Here is a 14,716-nt window from a genome sequence, read left to right as displayed (position 1 = left end):
GGTGCTCAATCGATGCCGTGGACGGCCAGCAGCGCGCGCATGCGCTGCACAGCCAGTTCGGGCTTCTCGAGCACGTTGGCCGCGTCGGCCAGGCGGAACAGCTCGGCCAGGTGCTGCAGCGAGCGCGTGCTCTGCTGCCCGCCGACCATCGTGAAGTGCTTCTGGTGGCCGTTGAGCCAGGCCATGAACACCACGCCCGTCTTGTAGAAGCGCGTGGGCGCCGCGAAGATGTGGCGCGACAGCGGAACGGTCGGGCCCAGGATGGCGTGGAAGTCTTCGAGCTTGCCTTCGGCCAGCTTGCCCAGCGCGGCGCTGGCGGCCGGCGCGATGGCGTCGAAGATGCCCAGTAGCGCATCGCTCTGGCCGTGCAGGGGATGCTCGCCCCAGCCGTCGCCTGCGATGAGTTCGGCATAGTTGAAGTCATCGCCCGTGTACATGCGCACGCCGGCGGGCAGGCGCCGGCGCATCGCGATTTCCTTGTCCTTGTCGAGCAGCGAGATCTTGATGCCGTCGACCTTGGTCGGGCTGGCGGCGATCACGGCCAGGGCCGTGTCCATGGCGGCATCGGCGTTGTCGTTGCCCCAGTAGCCGGCCAGCGCCGGGTCGAACATCGGGCCCAGCCAGTGCAGCACCACCGGCTGCTTCGCCTGCGACAGGATGCGGCCGTACACGCGCTCGTAGTCGGCCGGGCTCTTGGCCACGCGGGCCAGCGCGCGGCTGGCCATGACGATGAGCTTGCCGCCGAGCTTCTCGATCGCGGCCATCTGCTCCTCGTAGCCGCGGATCACGTCGTCCACGGTCTTGACGCTGTCGATGTCCAGGTGGTCGGTACCGCAGCCCGAGGCCACGAAGGCGCCCGGGTGGTCCTTGGCGGCGTCCAGCGAACGGCGGATCAGCTCCAGCGAGGTGGGCCAGTCCAGGCCCATGCCGCGCTGGGCCGTGTCCATGGCCTCGGCCACGCCCAGGCCCAGCGTCCACAGGTGCTGGCGGTAGGCGATGGTGGCGTCCCAGTCCACGGCGGCCGTGAGCCAGGGGTCGACCGCGGCCAGCGGGTCGGCGACCACGTGGGCGGCCGAGTAGGCGATGCGGTTGAACTTCAGGCCGGCCGGCGGGCGGGCCAGCGGCTGGCCGCGCAGGGTGTAGTCGGCCAGGCCTTGCGGCGTGGGGAGCTTGATGGACAGGGCCATGGCGTCAGACCTTCAGCTCGGGCACGTCGACCCAGCGGCGTTCCTTGTGCGACTGCAGCGCGGCCTCGACCAGCTGCACGCCCTTGGCGCCTTCGGGCAGGGTCCAGGCGTAGGGCGCGTCTTCGACCACGTGGCGGATGAAGTGCTCCCACTGGATCTTGAAGCCGTTGTCGTAGACCATGGAATCGGGCACTTCCTGCCATTGGTCGAAGAAGTTCATGGTCTGCTTGACGTCCGGGTTCCAGACCGGGCGCGGGGTGTTCACGCGGCTCTGGGCGCGGCAGTCCGACAGGCCGGCCACGGCCGATCCGTGCGTGCCGTCGACGTGGAAGGTCACGAGGTCGTCGCGGCGCACGCGCGTGGCCCAGCTCATGTTGAGCTGTGCGATCACGCTCTCGCCACCGTGGCCCTGCAGTTCGCAGGTGGCATAGGCCGCGTCGTCGGCGGTCGCCGTGTATTCCTTGCCGGCTTCGTCCCAGCGCTTTGGGATGTGCGTGGCGGCCAGGCAGGAGACCGACTGCACTTTGCCGAACAGGTTGTCCAGCACATAGCGCCAGTGGCACATCATGTCCAGGATCATGCCGCCGCCGTCCTCGGAGCGGTAGTTCCAGCTCGGGCGCTGGATGGGTTGCAGGTCGCCCTCGAACACCCAATAGCCGAACTCCAGGCGCACCGACAGCATCTTGCCGAAGAAGCCCGCGCGGCGCAGCATGTCCAGCTTGCGGAGGCCGGGCAGGAACAGCTTGTCCTGCACGGCGCCGTGCTTGAGGCCCGACTTGCTGGCGGTCTTGGAGATCTCCATGGCCTCGGCCAGCGTGGTGGCGATGGGCTTTTCGCAGTAGACGTGCTTGCCGGCGCGCAGCGCCTGGGCCAGCAGCGTCGGGCGCATCTGCGTGGTGCCGGCGTCGAAGAACACCGTGTCGTCCTTGTTGGCGAGGGCCGCTTCCAGGTTGGTGCCCCAGCGCGCGATGCCGTGGGCCTTGGCCAGCGCCTCGATCTTCTCGGCGTTGCGGCCGATCAGGATCGGGTCGGGCATCACCTTGTCGCCGTTGGAGAGCGTCACGCCGCCCTGGTGGCGGATGGCGACGATGGAGCGGATCAAGTGCTGGTTCATGCCCATGCGGCCGGTGACACCGTGCATGATCAGACCAAGGCGTTGGGTAGGCATAGCGAACTTCCTGCGAACGTGGAGAGGGGAACGGAAACGGGAGGGGCGGTCAGTTGGACGGCGACAGGCCGGCCGCCTTGACCAGCTTGGCGTTGGCCTGGATCTCGGTCTTGATGTAGGCGTCGAACTCTTCGGGCTTGGTGGTCCAGGCGTCGGCGCCGAGCTTGGCGAAGCGCTCCTTGACCTCGGGGCTGGCCAGCGCCTTGAGCACTTCGTCGTGCAGGCGGTTGATGATCTCGCGTGGCGTCTTGGCCGGGACCATCATGCCGATCCAGAAGTTGAACTCCGAACCGGGCACGCCGCCTTCGGCCGTGGTCGGCACGTCGGGCAGGGCGCTGGCGCGCTTGGGCGAGCCCACCGCCAGGGCCAGCAACTGGCCGTCCTTGATCTGGCCGATCACGGGTGCGATCGGCGAGAAGTAGTAGTCCACGCGGCCGGCCAGCACTTCGGTCACGGCCTCGGCCGAGCCCTTGAACGGGATGTTGGTGGCGTCGATGTGCGCCGCCATCTTGAACTTCTCGGCATTCAGGTGGGTGGCGCTGCCCTGGCCGGCGGAGGCGAAGTTCATCTTGCCGGGTTCGGCCTTGGCCTTGGCCACGAGGTCCTGCACGGTCTTGATGCCCTTGGCCGGCGAAATCACGAGCACGTTGGGCGTGGTGGTGATCGGTGTGACGCCGGCGAAGTCGGCGACGGTGTCGAACGGCAGCTTGGCGAAGGTGGACGGGCTGACCGTGTGCGAGGACGAATGGATCATGATGGTGTAGCCGTCCGGCGCGGCCGTGGCCACGGCCTGCTGGCCGATCGTGCCGCTGGCGCCGCCGCGGTTGTCCACCACCAGCGTCTGTCCCATGCTCTGGCCCATCTTGTCGGTGATGGCGCGCGCGATGATGTCCGTGGTGCTGCCGGCGCCGAAGGGCACGACCACGCGGATCGGCTTGTTCGGGTAGTTGCCCTGGGCGGCGGCGAATGCGGGCAGCAGGGCGGCGGCGAGCAGGGCGGCCAGGCGGGTCGAGGTCATGTTGGGTCTCCGGGTGTTAGCTTGTTTTCACCAATCGGTGAATTGTGCCATTCTAGGAATCCGGAGTTGCCGGCGTCAACGCGCGCCCCTCGTCAGCTTCTAAGTACATACCCTAGGACGACTTCGCACATGTGGGACAGGCGTTCGTGCTGGGCCTTGGGCGTCATGAGGTCGCGGCCGAACACGGCGCGCAGCGTGTGCTGGTTGGACAGGTAGAAGTACGCCATGCCGGCGATGGAGACGTACAGCTGCAGCGGGTCGATGCCGCCGCGGAACAGGCCTTCGGCGCGGCCGCGCTCCAGGATTTCGGCCAATGTGTCGATCAGCGGCGAGTTCATTTCGCGCACCCGGGCCGACTGCGCCAGGTGCGTGCCGCGGTGCAGGTTTTCGCTGTTGAGCAGGGTCAGGAATTCGGGGTGGGCGAGGTAGTAGTCCCAGGTGAATTCGGTGAGCCGGCGGATCGCCTGAGCCGGCGGCAACTCGTCCAGGTGCAACTGCTTCTCGGCCTCGCGGATGTCCAGATAGGTTTGCTCCAGCACGGCCAGAAACAGGCCGTCCTTGCTCTCGAAGTAGTAGTAGATCAGGCGCTTGTTGATGCCGGCGCGCTCGGCGATGCGGTCCACGCGGGCGCCGGCGAGGCCGTGGCGCGCGAACTCCTCCCGGGCGGCGTCCAGGATGATCAGCTGCGAGCGGTCGGCATCGCGGGTGCGCGGCTCGAGGGGTGTGGGGGTGGCGCTCATGTCCGGATAATTAACTGATTGGTGAATTAAAGCAAGCCCGTGCAGGCCCCGGCCCATAATGGCCGCCGTCTTTCGCAACGCAGCTTCCCACAGGAATTCCATGAGCAAACAGATCGCGGGTCATTTGTTGGTGCAGTGTCTGGTCGAGCAGGGCGTGAGCCACGTGTTCGGCGTACCCGGCGAGAGCTATCTCGCGGCGCTGGACGGCTTCCATGCCTACGGCGACCGCATCCAGTTCGTCATCAACCGGCAGGAGGGCGGCGCCGCTTTCATGGCCGAGGCCCATGGCAAGCTGACCGGCCGGCCCGGCGTGTGCTTCGTGACGCGCGGGCCGGGTGCCACCAATGCCTCCATCGGCGTGCACACGGCTTTTCAGGACTCCACGCCCATGGTGCTGTTCGTCGGCGACGTGGCCAGCGACTCGCGCGACCGCGAGGTGTTCCAGGAGGTCGACTACCAGAGCTTCTTCGGCCCCAGCACCAAGGGTTTCGCCAAGCGCGTGGAGCGCATCGACGACGCACGGCGCATTCCCGAGTACGTGGCGCGCGCGTTCGCCACGGCCATGAACGGCCGCCCCGGCCCCGTGGTGCTGGCTCTGCCCGAGGACATGCTGGTGCAGGAGGTCGACGTGGCGCCGTTGCCGCGCGTGGAGGCGGTGCAGGCCTGGAGCGACCCCGGCGCGCTGCGCACGCTGCGCGAGATGCTGCTGGCCGCACGCAAGCCGCTCGTGATCGCGGGCGGCAGCGGCTGGACGCCGCAGGCCGCACAGGCACTGCAGCGCTTTGCCGAGAACTGGAGGCTGCCCGTGGGCAACGCCTTTCGTTTCCAGGACACCTTCGACAACTGGCATCCGCAGTACGCCGGCGACATCGGCATCGGCCTCAACCCCAAGCTCGCGCAGCGCGTGCGGGACAGTGACCTGATCCTGGCCATCGGCCCACGGCTGGGCGAGATGACGACCGGCGGCTACACGCTGATCGAGGCGCCGCGCAGCAAGCAGAAGCTGGTCCACATCCACGCCAGCGCCGAGGAGCTCAACCGCGTCTACCAGGCCGATCTGGCGATCAACGCGACCATGAACGCGGCGGCGCGCTCGCTCGAGGTGCTGACGGCGCCGACCAGCCTGCCGTGGGAGGACTGGACCCAGGGAGCCCATGCCGATTACCTGGAGAACCTGCAGCCCCAGGCGCTGCCGGGCGACATCGACATGCCGGCCATCGTGGGCCTGCTGCAGAAGCACCTGCCGGCCGACGCGGTGGTCACCAACGGCGCGGGCAACTTCGCCAGCTGGATGCACCGTTTCTTCCGCCACCATGGCCTGGCCAAGGGCCACAAGACGCAGCTGGCGCCGACCAATGGCGCGATGGGCTATGGCGTGCCGGCGGCGATCGCGGCGGCCATCACGACCGGCCGGGTGTCTTTCACGATCGCGGGCGACGGCGACTTCCTCATGAACGGGCAGGAACTGGCCACGGCCGCGCAATGCGGCGCCAAGAGCATCGTGCTGCTGCTCAACAACGGCATGTTCGGCACCATCCGCATGCACCAGGAGCGCGAGTACCCGAAGAACGTGAGCGGCACGGCCCTGGCCAACCCTGACTTCGTGAAGCTGGCCGAGGCCTATGGCTATGCCGGTGTGCGCATTACACGGACCGAGGAGTTCGAGGCCCAACTGCTGGCTGCGCTGGAGCGGCCGAACGGCACGCTGATCGAGGTGCTGCTGGACCCAGAGGTCATCACCACGCGCGGCACCCTGAGCGCCATCACGCAGGCTGCGCTGAAGAAGACCGGCAAGGCCTGAGCGCCCATGAAAAAGGCCGGCAGAGCCGGCCTTTGATGAAGACGGGGGCCGTCTTACTTGAGGTGCTTGCCGATCAGGCCAGCCATTTCGAACATGGACACCTGGGCCTTGCCGAAGACTTCCTTCAGCTTGGCGTCGGCGTTGATCATGCGCTTGTTGACGCTGTCCTGCAGCTTGTTCTTCTTGATGTAGACCCACAGCTTGCTGACCACTTCGGTGCGCGGCATCGGTGCTGCACCGACCACACCGGCCAGGGCGGCGCTGGGCGTCAGGGCCTTCATGAAGGCGGCGTTGACGGCGCGCTTCTTGGCGGGTGCTGCAGCCTTCTTGGCCGGGGCTGCCTTCTTGGCAGGAGCGGCGGCCTTCTTTGCCGGAGCCGCAGCCTTCTTGGCGGGCGCAGCGGCCTTCTTCGCCGGTGCTGCAGCCTTCTTCGCCGCGGCCGGAGCTGCCTTCTTTGCCGGAGCCGCTTTCGCGGGCGCTTTCTTTGCAGTTGCCATGATTGAGATTCCTTTTTGGTGTTGCGTTGTCACCAGCGAAAAAAACCTTCCTCACTGGCAGAGCGGATGCTAATGGAGAAGAAACACCTTTCCAAGAGAGAGAAAGCCCTTTTTCGCTCTGCGTGGCGAGGATTTTTCGCGTGCGAACACGCGGCGTGCGCAGGCGCCGACAAGCGCATGGCGCGGCATGCGCGGTGAGGCGCGCGGCGGGCGTGCGTCGGGGTGGCGCGCGACACTGCTGCGCCCGTAGCAGGGATCTCTCTGGGGCGATGTTGGTTGACAAAAGAAGATCATCGAAATTTTGAATTTCTGATAAGTAAAATATTGATCAACTTCAATTTTCAAAAGTTCTTCAGATGATTGCTGAAGCCCATGCGCTCGACACCTATGACGACAAGATCCTCGCGGAGTTGCAGCGCGATGCCCGCATGACCATGGCCGAGCTCGGCCGCAGGGTGCACCTGAGCCAGCCGGCGGTCACCGAGCGCGTGCGCAAGCTCGAGATCGCGGGGGTCATCAAGGCCTACCGCGCGGAGCTCGATCTGTCGCGTCTTGGCTACGGTATCCGTGCGCTCGTGCGGGTGGGGCGCGCCGAGTACGCGCGTGTGGTCAAGTTGATCGAGCAGACGCCCGAGGTCATCAATGCCTTCAACGTGACCGGCGAGGACAGCTGGGTGCTCGAGATCGCGGTGATCGATGTGCCGCACCTGGACGCGGTGGTCAGCAAGTTCTGCGTGCTGGCGGACACGTCGACATCCATCGTGCTGAACGCGCCGCGCGAGCATGCGCCGGTGCTGCCCGCGCGGCAGGAGAACGTGCGCCCGGCGGCGCACCGTCTCAAAGATCGCTGACCGCGCGGGCCGGCAGCGTGGCGAGGGCTACACCGACGAGGGCGATCACCAGCGCCAGCAACTCGAGGGCGCCCATGCGCTCGCCGAGCACGAGCACGCCCGTCAGCGCCGCGCTGACGGGCAGCAGCACGGTGAACACTCCGGCCTGCGCCGCGGGGATGGTGCGCAGGCCGGTCATCCAGAGCCACACGGTCCAGATGCTGGCCGCCAGTGCATAGAACACGAGCAGGATCCACAGCCCCGCACTGACGGCGCCGAAGTCGAACTGCGCGGCAAAGTACAGCCCAAACGGCGTGGCGAGCACCAGGCCCCAAAGATTGATCAGCGCGCTGATGCGCTTTGGCCCCAGGCTGCCCGTGAGCTTCTTGCCGATGACCGCGTACGCGGCCTCGCATAGCACCGCTGCGAACAGCAGCAGGTGGCCCAGCGCCGCGTTGCCTTGGCTGCCGCCGCTTGGCGCACCGTGGCCTGGCTTGGCGACACCCAGCAGGCCGATGCCGACCACGGCGCAGGCGACGGCTGCCCAGGTGCGGCTCGTGACGCGCTCGCGCAGCAGCAGCCAGCTGGCGACCGCCACGGCGGCCGGAATGGCCGCCATGACCACTCCTGCCGACACGGCGCTGGTCATGCTGACGCCGTAGATCATGCAGATCGAAAACAGGAAGTTGCCGAGGAAGGATTCCAGGAAGACGAGGCGGCGTGTGCTGCGCGGCATGGGGGGCTCATTGGCTGGCTTGCGCAGCCAGGGCAGCATGGCGATGGCGGCGATGCCGAAGCGCAGCCATGCCAGCAGCAGCACGGGGAAGGCGGCCGCCAGGGGCTTGGACAGCGCGACATAGCTGCCGACCAGCGTCATGCTGGCGGCAAGGCAGGCGCTGGCGGCGAGGCGATGGGTGGATGGGATCACGGGGCTCATGTTGTCGATGCGGCGAACAGCCGCGCATCATGGCCCATGTGCCGTGGGAGGCGCGCGCACAACGCCGGGTTGCGCTTGGCGATCCGGGGAAGACTCCGCTTGGATGTGTGGAGAAATGGGAAGGATTGCTGCGCTGCATCAGCAAAAACACAGTTTTGCAATGCGGAATGGGACGTGGATTCCTGCAGGATCCGCTTTTTGGGATGAAGTTTTTCTTTTCATATTTCGAAAAATCGAATCTAAGTAGTTGTCGAAAAACAAGAATTTTTTTGTCTTGTATAAGACATATGAGAAAAATGAAGTCTTATATAAGACATAGAATTCACCCATCCCATCAACGTCCTGGAGAACTTCCATGCCCCAATCCGTGACCGAACAACTCAGCCGTGAACAGCAGATCGCCGCCCTCGAGAAGGACTGGGCTACCAACCCGCGCTGGAAGGGTGTCAAGCGCGGCTACAGCGCTGCCGACGTGGTGCGGCTGCGCGGCTCGCTGCCGATCGAATACACCCTGGCCAAGCGCGGTGCCGAGAAGCTGTGGGAGAAGATCAACGGTGGCGCGAAGAAAGGCTACGTGAACGCCTTTGGCGCGATCTCCGCCGGCCAAGCCATGCAGCAGGCCAAGGCTGGTCTGGAGGCAGTGTATTTGTCGGGCTGGCAGGTGGCCGCTGACGGCAACACCTCCGAAACCATGTATCCCGACCAGTCGCTGTACGCCTACGACTCGGTGCCAACCATGGTTCGCCGCATCAACAACACCTTCAAGCGTGCCGACGAAATCCAGTGGGGCCGTGGCATCGAGCCGGGTAACAAGGAGTTCATCGACTACTTCCTGCCCATCGTGGCCGATGCGGAAGCCGGCTTCGGCGGCGTGCTGAACGCGTTTGAGCTTATGAAGAACATGATCGCGGCCGGTGCTGCGGGCGTGCACTTCGAAGACCAGCTGGCCGCCGTCAAGAAGTGCGGTCACATGGGCGGCAAGGTGCTGGTGCCCACGCACGAAGCCTGCGAGAAGCTGATCGCCGCGCGCTTCGCCGCCGACGTGATGGGTGTCTCCACCATCGTGCTGGCGCGTACCGATGCGGAAGCCGCCAATCTGATCACCTCCGACCACGATGCCAACGACAAGTCGTTCTTGACCGGCGAGCGCACGCAGGAGGGCTTCTACCGCGTCAAGAACGGTCTGGAGCAAGCCATCAGCCGCGGCGTCGCCTACGCACCCTACGCTGACCTGGTGTGGTGCGAAACCGGCACGCCGGACCTGGGCTTCGCCCGTGAGTTCGCGCAGGCCGTGCATGCCAAGAGCCCGGGCAAGCTGCTGTCGTACAACTGCTCGCCGTCGTTCAACTGGAGGAAGAACCTGGACGACAAGACGATCGCCAAGTTCCAGGACGAGCTGTCTGCGCTGGGCTACAAGTACCAGTTCATCACGCTGGCGGGCATCCACGTCAACTGGTACAACACCTTCAAGTTCGCGCACGCCTATGCCCGCGGCGAAGGCATGAAGCACTACGTGGAGATGGTGCAGGAGCCGGAATTCGCAGCGCGCGAACAGGGCTACACCTTCGTGTCGCACCAGCAGGAAGTCGGCGCTGGCTACTTCGACGATGTGACCACGGTGATCCAGGGCGGTTCGTCCAGCGTCAAGGCGCTGACGGGTTCGACCGAAGAAGAACAATTCCACTGATCCAGTAGAGCGAGGAGACAGGGCTCCGGCAGGTAGCTGCCGGGGCCGTTTTTCGTTCGGGCCGCTAGAATGCGCGCTTTGCTTCCACGAACAAGGGCGAGAAAGGCATGCTGGTTATGACACCGCGAACTACGACGGAAACCTCTACTGGCCCGTCCACTGGACGTTAGGGCCGATCGTTCGCGCCTGCCTGCCTGCATCCCCACCAGAAAAGCGCGGACCTGTTCCGCGCTTTTTTGTTGGCGCAACTTCGCCATCCCTGAAGAGCATTGAACCCATGATCCACATCACGCTTCCCGACGGCTCGCAGCGCGAGTTCCCCGGCCCGGTCACGGTGGCCGAAGTTGCGGCTTCGATCGGTTCCGGCCTGGCCAAGGCGGCCCTGGCCGGCAAGATCAACGGCAAGGTCGTCGACACGAGCCACCAGATCACGGCCGACAGCCCGCTTTCCATCGTGACGGCCAAGGACGCTGACGGCCTGGAAGTGATCCGCCACTCGACGGCCCACTTGCTGGCGCATGCCGTGAAGGAGTTGTTTCCCGAGGCGCAGGTCACGATTGGCCCGGTGATCGAGAATGGCTTCTACTACGACTTCTCGTACAAGCGCCCGTTCACGCCCGAGGACCTGGTCGCCATCGAGAAGAAGATGGGCGAACTCGCCGCCAAGGACGAGCCTGTGGTGCGCCGTGTGCTGCCGCGCGACCAAGCCGTCGCCTACTTCGAGAGCCTGGGCGAGCACTACAAGGCCGAGATCATCGCGAGCATCCCGTCCAACGAGGATGTGTCGCTGTACCGCGAAGGCAAGTTCGAGGACCTGTGCCGGGGTCCGCACGTGCCCAGCACGGGCAAGCTGCGCTTCTTCAAGCTCATGAAGGTGGCCGGCGCCTACTGGCGTGGCGACCACCGCAACGAGATGCTGCAGCGTGTGTACGGCACGGCCTGGGCGACGAAGGATGAGCTGCAGCAGTACCTGACGATGCTGGAGGAGGCCGAGAAGCGCGACCACCGCAAGCTGGGGCGCGAACTCGACCTGTTCCACATCGACGACCACGCGCCGGGCATGGTGTTCTGGCATCCCAAGGGCTGGACGCTATGGCAGGAGGTCGAGCAGTACATGCGCCGCGTGTACCGCGACAACGGCTACCAGGAAGTCAAGGGCCCGCAGATCCTGGACAAGGGTTTGTGGGAGAAGACGGGCCACTGGGACAAGTACCGCGAGAACATGTTCGTCACGGAGTCCGAAAAGCGCGACTACGCGCTCAAGCCGATGAACTGCCCCGGCCACATCCTGATCTTCAAGCAGGGCATCAAGAGCTACCGCGACCTGCCGCTGCGATATGGCGAGTTCGGCAACTGCCATCGCAACGAGCCCACGGGTGGCCTGCACGGCATCATGCGCGTCCGCGGCTTCACGCAGGACGATGGCCACATCTTCTGCACGGAAGACATGATCCAGGGCGAGGTCACAGCCTTCACGACGCTGCTCCAGAAGGTCTACAAGGACTTCGGCTTCACGGAGATTCTCTACAAGCTGTCCACGCGTCCCGAGAAACGCATCGGCAGCGAAGAGAGTTGGGACAAGGCCGAGGCGGCACTGGCCGACGGCCTGCGTGCCTCCGGTTGCGAATTCGAGTACCTGCCGGGCGAGGGCGCCTTTTACGGCCCTAAGATCGAGTATGTGCTCAAGGATGCGCTGGGGCGCCAGTGGCAATGCGGCACGATCCAGGTCGATCCCAACATGCCCGAGCGGCTGGACGCCGATTTCGTGGGCGAGGATGGCGCGCGCCATAGGCCCATCATGCTGCACCGGGCCATCGTCGGTAGCCTGGAGCGTTTCATCGGCATCCTGATCGAACAGCACGCCGGTGCACTGCCCGCGTGGCTTGCGCCCAAGCAGGTTTCCGTCCTCAACATCACGGACGGACAGGCCGATTACGCGCGGACTGTTGCCAAAACGCTGCTGGATCAAGGGTTTAGGGTAGAGCTGGATCTGCGCAACGAGAAGATTACCCGTAAAATACGGGAGCATTCGATGCAAAAGCTTCCTTACATCCTTGTCGTGGGTGACAAAGAACGGGAAGCAGGTGCCGTCGCAGTGCGTGCCCGAGGCAATCTGGACCTCGGTGTGATGCCGCTACAGGACTTCCAGGCGAAGCTGGCCGGCGACATCGCTTCCAAGGCGTGAATCTAGGGTCAGGCAAGGCCCTTGTTTCTGTCTTGGCCGCATGCATATGACGGCTGTTGCTATTTTAAATATAGCGTTTGATGTTGAAGGATTGAGCCATCGCTACTGAATTTCGTGACCGTCGTCACCGCGAAGAACGCAAGCACCGCCTGAACCGGGAAATCATGGCCCCGGAAGTGCGTCTCACCGGCCCCGAGAACGAGCCCCTGGGCGTCGTCAGCTTGGCGGAGGCTTTGCGCATGGCGGGTGAGCTGGACGTAGACCTCGTCGAGGTCGTCGCCGCGGCGAACCCGCCTGTCTGCCGGTTGATGGACTACGGCAAGTTCAAATACCAAGAGCAGAAGAAGGCGGCCGACGCGAAAGCCAAGCAGACGGTCATCGAGATCAAGGAAGTCAAGTTCCGCCCTGGCACGGACGACGGCGACTACAACATCAAGATGCGCAACATTCGGCGCTTTCTGGCCGATGGTGACAAGTGCAAGATCACGCTGCGCTTTCGTGGCCGCGAGATCACGCACCAGGAGTTGGGCATGGCGCTGCTGCAGCGCATCCGCAACGACTTGCAGGACCTCATCATCGTCGAGCAGTTTCCCAAGTTGGAAGGCCGCCAGATGATCATGATGATTGCACCGGCCCGCAAGAAGCCGGTTGCAGCGAAGCCCGCTACCGAAGCTGCGCCAAGCGCAGCCTCCTGAAAGAAGCAGGGATCGCAAGAATTCAACGCCGGCGGGTTGGTCGCCTGCCGGTGGTGAACGCGAGGGCCGTAAGGCTTTCGCACCAAAAGTGGCTCGGGGCCAACAAGTCCGGAATCGGTTTCCGGCGCCTCACGAGCACAACCAAGAAGGAGCATGCACATGCCCAAAATGAAGACCAAGAGCGCGGCGAAGAAACGCTTCCGCGTTCGTCCCGGTGGCACCGTCAAGCGCGGTCAAGCCTTCAAGCGTCACATCTTGACGAAGAAGACCACCAAGAACAAGCGCCAACTGCGTGGTGCGGTGACTGTGCACGAGACCAATATGGCCTCGATGGCGCAGATGCTGCCCGGCCGCGGCATCTGATCTAACGGACGAACAAGGAGTAATTTATGCCTCGCGTCAAACGTGGTGTTACCGCCCGCGCACGTCACAAGAAAGTTCTGAAGCTCGCCAAGGGTTTCCGCGGTCGCCGCGGTAACGTCTTCCGCATCGCCAAGCAGGCGGTGATGAAGGCGGGCCAGTACGCCTACCGTGACCGTCGTACCAAGAAGCGCGTGTTCCGTCAGTTGTGGATCGCCCGTATCAATGCCGCTGCACGTGAACTGGGCCTGACCTACAGCCAGTTCGCCAACGGCCTGAAAAAGGCTTCCATCGAGATCGACCGCAAGATGCTGGCCGACATCGCCGTGCACGACAAGGCCGCTTTTGCCGGCATCGTCGAGCAGGTCAAGGCCAAGCTGGCGGCCTGAGTGCCACGCGGGTGAACCGGCCTTCGGGCTCGGCGTTCACCTACCACCGCTCAGGACCTCAGGGGCCGGGATTTCCTGCAGGAGTCTCGGCCCCTTTTTCATTTGCCAAGAATTCCCATGAACGATTTGGATGCCATCGTCGCGCAGGCGCGCGAGGACTTCACCGCCGCCACCACGCCGGCCGACCTGGAGAACGCCAAGGCGCGCTACCTGGGCAAGTCCGGTCGCCTGACCGAGCTCATGAAGGGCATGGGCACGCTCAGCGTGGACGAGAAGAAGACGCGCGGCGCGGCGATCAACCAGGCCAAACAGGCGATCGAAGTGGCGTTGAACGCCGCGCGCCAGGGCCTGGCCGATGCCGAACTGGCGCTGCAGCTCAAGGCTGAAGCGCTGGACGTGACGCTGCCGGGGCGCCAGCGCGGCGCCGGTGGCCTGCATCCGGTCTCGCGCACCCTGGAGCGCATCGAGGCCATCTTCGCAAGCATGGGGTTCGACGTGGCCGACGGCCCGGAGATTGAGAGCGACTGGCACAGCTTCACCTCGCTGAACAACCCGCCCAACCATCCGGCACGTTCGATGCAGGACACGTTCTACGTGGACATCCAGGGCGAAGACGGCATTCCCTACAACCTGCGCCCGCACACCAGTCCGATGCAGGTCCGCTATGCCCACCAGCACATCCGCAAGCACGCGGCCGCCTTCGAGGCCGCAGCTGCCGATGCCAGCGGGCAGACCAAGGCGCCCGAGATCCGCGTGATCGCACCGGGCCGCACCTACCGCGTGGACAGCGATGCCACGCACTCGCCGATGTTCCACCAGTGCGAAGGCCTGTGGCTGGGCGAGAACGTGAGCTTCAAGGATCTGAAGGTCGTGTTCACCGATTTCTGCCGCACCTTCTTCGAGAGCGACGACCTGGTGCTGCGCTTCCGTCCGAGCTTCTTCCCGTTCACCGAACCCAGCGCCGAGATCGACATCCAGTTCCAGAGCGGACCGCTGGCCGGCCGCTGGCTCGAGGTTGCGGGCTCCGGCCAGGTGCACCCGAACGTGGTGCGCAACATGGGGCTGGATCCCGAGCGCTACATCGGCTTTGCCTTCGGCATGGGCCCGGATCGGCTGACCATGCTGCGCTATGGCGTGAACGACCTGCGGCTGTTCTTCGACGGCGACCTGCGCTTCCTGTCGCAGTTCCAGTGATCCCGCTGCTTTCCGAATAGACGAGAAC

Annotated in this window: 15 protein-coding genes; 8 read left to right on the top strand and 7 right to left on the bottom strand. The window is 64.8% G+C overall.

Annotated features, from left to right (window positions below):
- Nucleotides 1-5 precede the first annotated feature (5 nt).
- From ASF45_RS11300 to ASF45_RS11285, 4 genes are all read right to left on the bottom strand, one after another.
- Nucleotides 6-1,187 carry a dihydrodipicolinate synthase family protein gene (locus ASF45_RS11300; protein WP_056661636.1) on the bottom strand — a complete coding sequence of 394 codons (1,182 nt, stop codon included), beginning with the start codon at nt 1,185-1,187 and terminating at the stop codon, nt 6-8.
- A gap of 4 nt (nt 1,188-1,191) precedes the next feature.
- Entirely contained in the window at nt 1,192-2,355 is a 1,164-nt protein-coding gene (locus tag ASF45_RS11295) for a Gfo/Idh/MocA family protein (RefSeq protein ID WP_056661633.1), read from the bottom strand.
- 49 nt (nt 2,356-2,404) lie between these two features.
- Nucleotides 2,405-3,373, bottom strand: a complete 969-nt coding sequence (locus ASF45_RS11290) for a tripartite tricarboxylate transporter substrate binding protein (RefSeq protein ID WP_056661630.1) — start codon at nt 3,371-3,373, stop codon at nt 2,405-2,407.
- A 92-nt stretch (nt 3,374-3,465) separates the two neighbouring features.
- Nucleotides 3,466-4,113, bottom strand: a complete 648-nt coding sequence (locus ASF45_RS11285; protein ID WP_056661627.1) for a TetR/AcrR family transcriptional regulator — start codon at nt 4,111-4,113, stop codon at nt 3,466-3,468.
- A 100-nt stretch (nt 4,114-4,213) separates the two neighbouring features.
- Between ASF45_RS11285 and ASF45_RS11280 the strand changes: the two genes are divergently transcribed.
- The gene (locus tag ASF45_RS11280; protein WP_056661624.1) at nt 4,214-5,914 is read left to right on the top strand and encodes a thiamine pyrophosphate-binding protein; all 1,701 of its coding nucleotides are present in this window, start codon (nt 4,214-4,216) and stop codon (nt 5,912-5,914) included.
- A gap of 53 nt (nt 5,915-5,967) precedes the next feature.
- On the opposite strand, the gene ASF45_RS11275 is transcribed toward ASF45_RS11280, so the two are convergent.
- Both ASF45_RS11275 and ASF45_RS35215 read right to left on the bottom strand, forming a co-directional pair.
- Nucleotides 5,968-6,411, bottom strand: a complete 444-nt coding sequence (locus ASF45_RS11275) for an SWIB/MDM2 domain-containing protein (protein WP_056661622.1) — start codon at nt 6,409-6,411, stop codon at nt 5,968-5,970.
- Between the two features lie 69 nt (nt 6,412-6,480).
- Nucleotides 6,481-6,756, bottom strand: a complete 276-nt coding sequence (locus ASF45_RS35215) for a hypothetical protein (RefSeq protein WP_156472964.1) — start codon at nt 6,754-6,756, stop codon at nt 6,481-6,483.
- A gap of 11 nt (nt 6,757-6,767) precedes the next feature.
- Between ASF45_RS35215 and ASF45_RS11270 the strand changes: the two genes are divergently transcribed.
- Nucleotides 6,768-7,262 carry an Lrp/AsnC family transcriptional regulator gene (locus ASF45_RS11270; RefSeq protein WP_056661619.1) on the top strand — a complete coding sequence of 165 codons (495 nt, stop codon included), beginning with the start codon at nt 6,768-6,770 and terminating at the stop codon, nt 7,260-7,262.
- Here the strand turns inward: ASF45_RS11270 and ASF45_RS11265 are convergent.
- Nucleotides 7,249-8,178, bottom strand: a complete 930-nt coding sequence (locus ASF45_RS11265; RefSeq protein WP_082550954.1) for a DMT family transporter — start codon at nt 8,176-8,178, stop codon at nt 7,249-7,251. The two genes, ASF45_RS11270 and ASF45_RS11265, sit on opposite strands and share 14 nt — an antisense overlap.
- A gap of 355 nt (nt 8,179-8,533) precedes the next feature.
- On the opposite strand from ASF45_RS11265, the gene aceA reads away from it, so the two are divergent.
- The 6 genes from aceA to pheS all read left to right on the top strand — a co-directional run bounded on the left by aceA (nt 8,534) and on the right by pheS (nt 14,688).
- Nucleotides 8,534-9,865 carry an isocitrate lyase gene (aceA, locus tag ASF45_RS11260; protein ID WP_056661616.1) on the top strand — a complete coding sequence of 444 codons (1,332 nt, stop codon included), beginning with the start codon at nt 8,534-8,536 and terminating at the stop codon, nt 9,863-9,865.
- Between the two features lie 277 nt (nt 9,866-10,142).
- Complete coding sequence (gene thrS, locus ASF45_RS11255) at nt 10,143-12,050, top strand: threonine--tRNA ligase (RefSeq protein ID WP_056661613.1); 1,908 nt, start codon at nt 10,143-10,145, stop codon at nt 12,048-12,050.
- Between the two features lie 98 nt (nt 12,051-12,148).
- Entirely contained in the window at nt 12,149-12,745 is a 597-nt protein-coding gene (gene infC / locus ASF45_RS11250) for a translation initiation factor IF-3 (protein ID WP_082550953.1), read from the top strand.
- A 159-nt stretch (nt 12,746-12,904) separates the two neighbouring features.
- Complete coding sequence (gene rpmI / locus ASF45_RS11245; protein WP_056661607.1) at nt 12,905-13,108, top strand: 50S ribosomal protein L35; 204 nt, start codon at nt 12,905-12,907, stop codon at nt 13,106-13,108.
- A gap of 26 nt (nt 13,109-13,134) precedes the next feature.
- Nucleotides 13,135-13,494: a 50S ribosomal protein L20 gene (gene rplT, locus ASF45_RS11240; RefSeq protein WP_056661604.1), complete on the top strand. Its 360-nt coding sequence runs from the start codon at nt 13,135-13,137 to the stop codon at nt 13,492-13,494.
- Between the two features lie 117 nt (nt 13,495-13,611).
- A complete protein-coding gene (gene pheS, locus ASF45_RS11235; RefSeq protein WP_056661599.1) occupies nt 13,612-14,688 on the top strand; it encodes a phenylalanine--tRNA ligase subunit alpha in 1,077 nt (358 codons plus the stop codon).
- Nucleotides 14,689-14,716 lie beyond the last annotated feature (28 nt).

It is taken from the genome of Pseudorhodoferax sp. Leaf265 (assembly GCF_001422365.1).
Taxonomy (GTDB): domain Bacteria; phylum Pseudomonadota; class Gammaproteobacteria; order Burkholderiales; family Burkholderiaceae_C; genus Pseudorhodoferax.
The sequence above is the reverse complement of the archived record's forward strand: the minus strand, read 5'-3'. Positions and strand labels throughout refer to the sequence as shown.

Coding starts and splice junctions, on each gene's coding strand:
- ASF45_RS11300 (WP_056661636.1), bottom strand. CDS start 1,187: ATGGCCCTGTCCATCAAGCTCCCCACGCCGCAAGGCCTGGCCGACTAC.
- ASF45_RS11295 (WP_056661633.1), bottom strand. CDS start 2,355: ATGCCTACCCAACGCCTTGGTCTGATCATGCACGGTGTCACCGGCCGC.
- ASF45_RS11290 (WP_056661630.1), bottom strand. CDS start 3,373: ATGACCTCGACCCGCCTGGCCGCCCTGCTCGCCGCCGCCCTGCTGCCC.
- ASF45_RS11285 (WP_056661627.1), bottom strand. CDS start 4,113: ATGAGCGCCACCCCCACACCCCTCGAGCCGCGCACCCGCGATGCCGAC.
- ASF45_RS11280 (WP_056661624.1), top strand. CDS start 4,214: ATGAGCAAACAGATCGCGGGTCATTTGTTGGTGCAGTGTCTGGTCGAG.
- ASF45_RS11275 (WP_056661622.1), bottom strand. CDS start 6,411: ATGGCAACTGCAAAGAAAGCGCCCGCGAAAGCGGCTCCGGCAAAGAAG.
- ASF45_RS11270 (WP_056661619.1), top strand. CDS start 6,768: ATGATTGCTGAAGCCCATGCGCTCGACACCTATGACGACAAGATCCTC.
- ASF45_RS11265 (WP_082550954.1), bottom strand. CDS start 8,178: ATGAGCCCCGTGATCCCATCCACCCATCGCCTCGCCGCCAGCGCCTGC.
- aceA (WP_056661616.1), top strand. CDS start 8,534: ATGCCCCAATCCGTGACCGAACAACTCAGCCGTGAACAGCAGATCGCC.
- thrS (WP_056661613.1), top strand. CDS start 10,143: ATGATCCACATCACGCTTCCCGACGGCTCGCAGCGCGAGTTCCCCGGC.
- rpmI (WP_056661607.1), top strand. CDS start 12,905: ATGCCCAAAATGAAGACCAAGAGCGCGGCGAAGAAACGCTTCCGCGTT.
- rplT (WP_056661604.1), top strand. CDS start 13,135: ATGCCTCGCGTCAAACGTGGTGTTACCGCCCGCGCACGTCACAAGAAA.
- pheS (WP_056661599.1), top strand. CDS start 13,612: ATGAACGATTTGGATGCCATCGTCGCGCAGGCGCGCGAGGACTTCACC.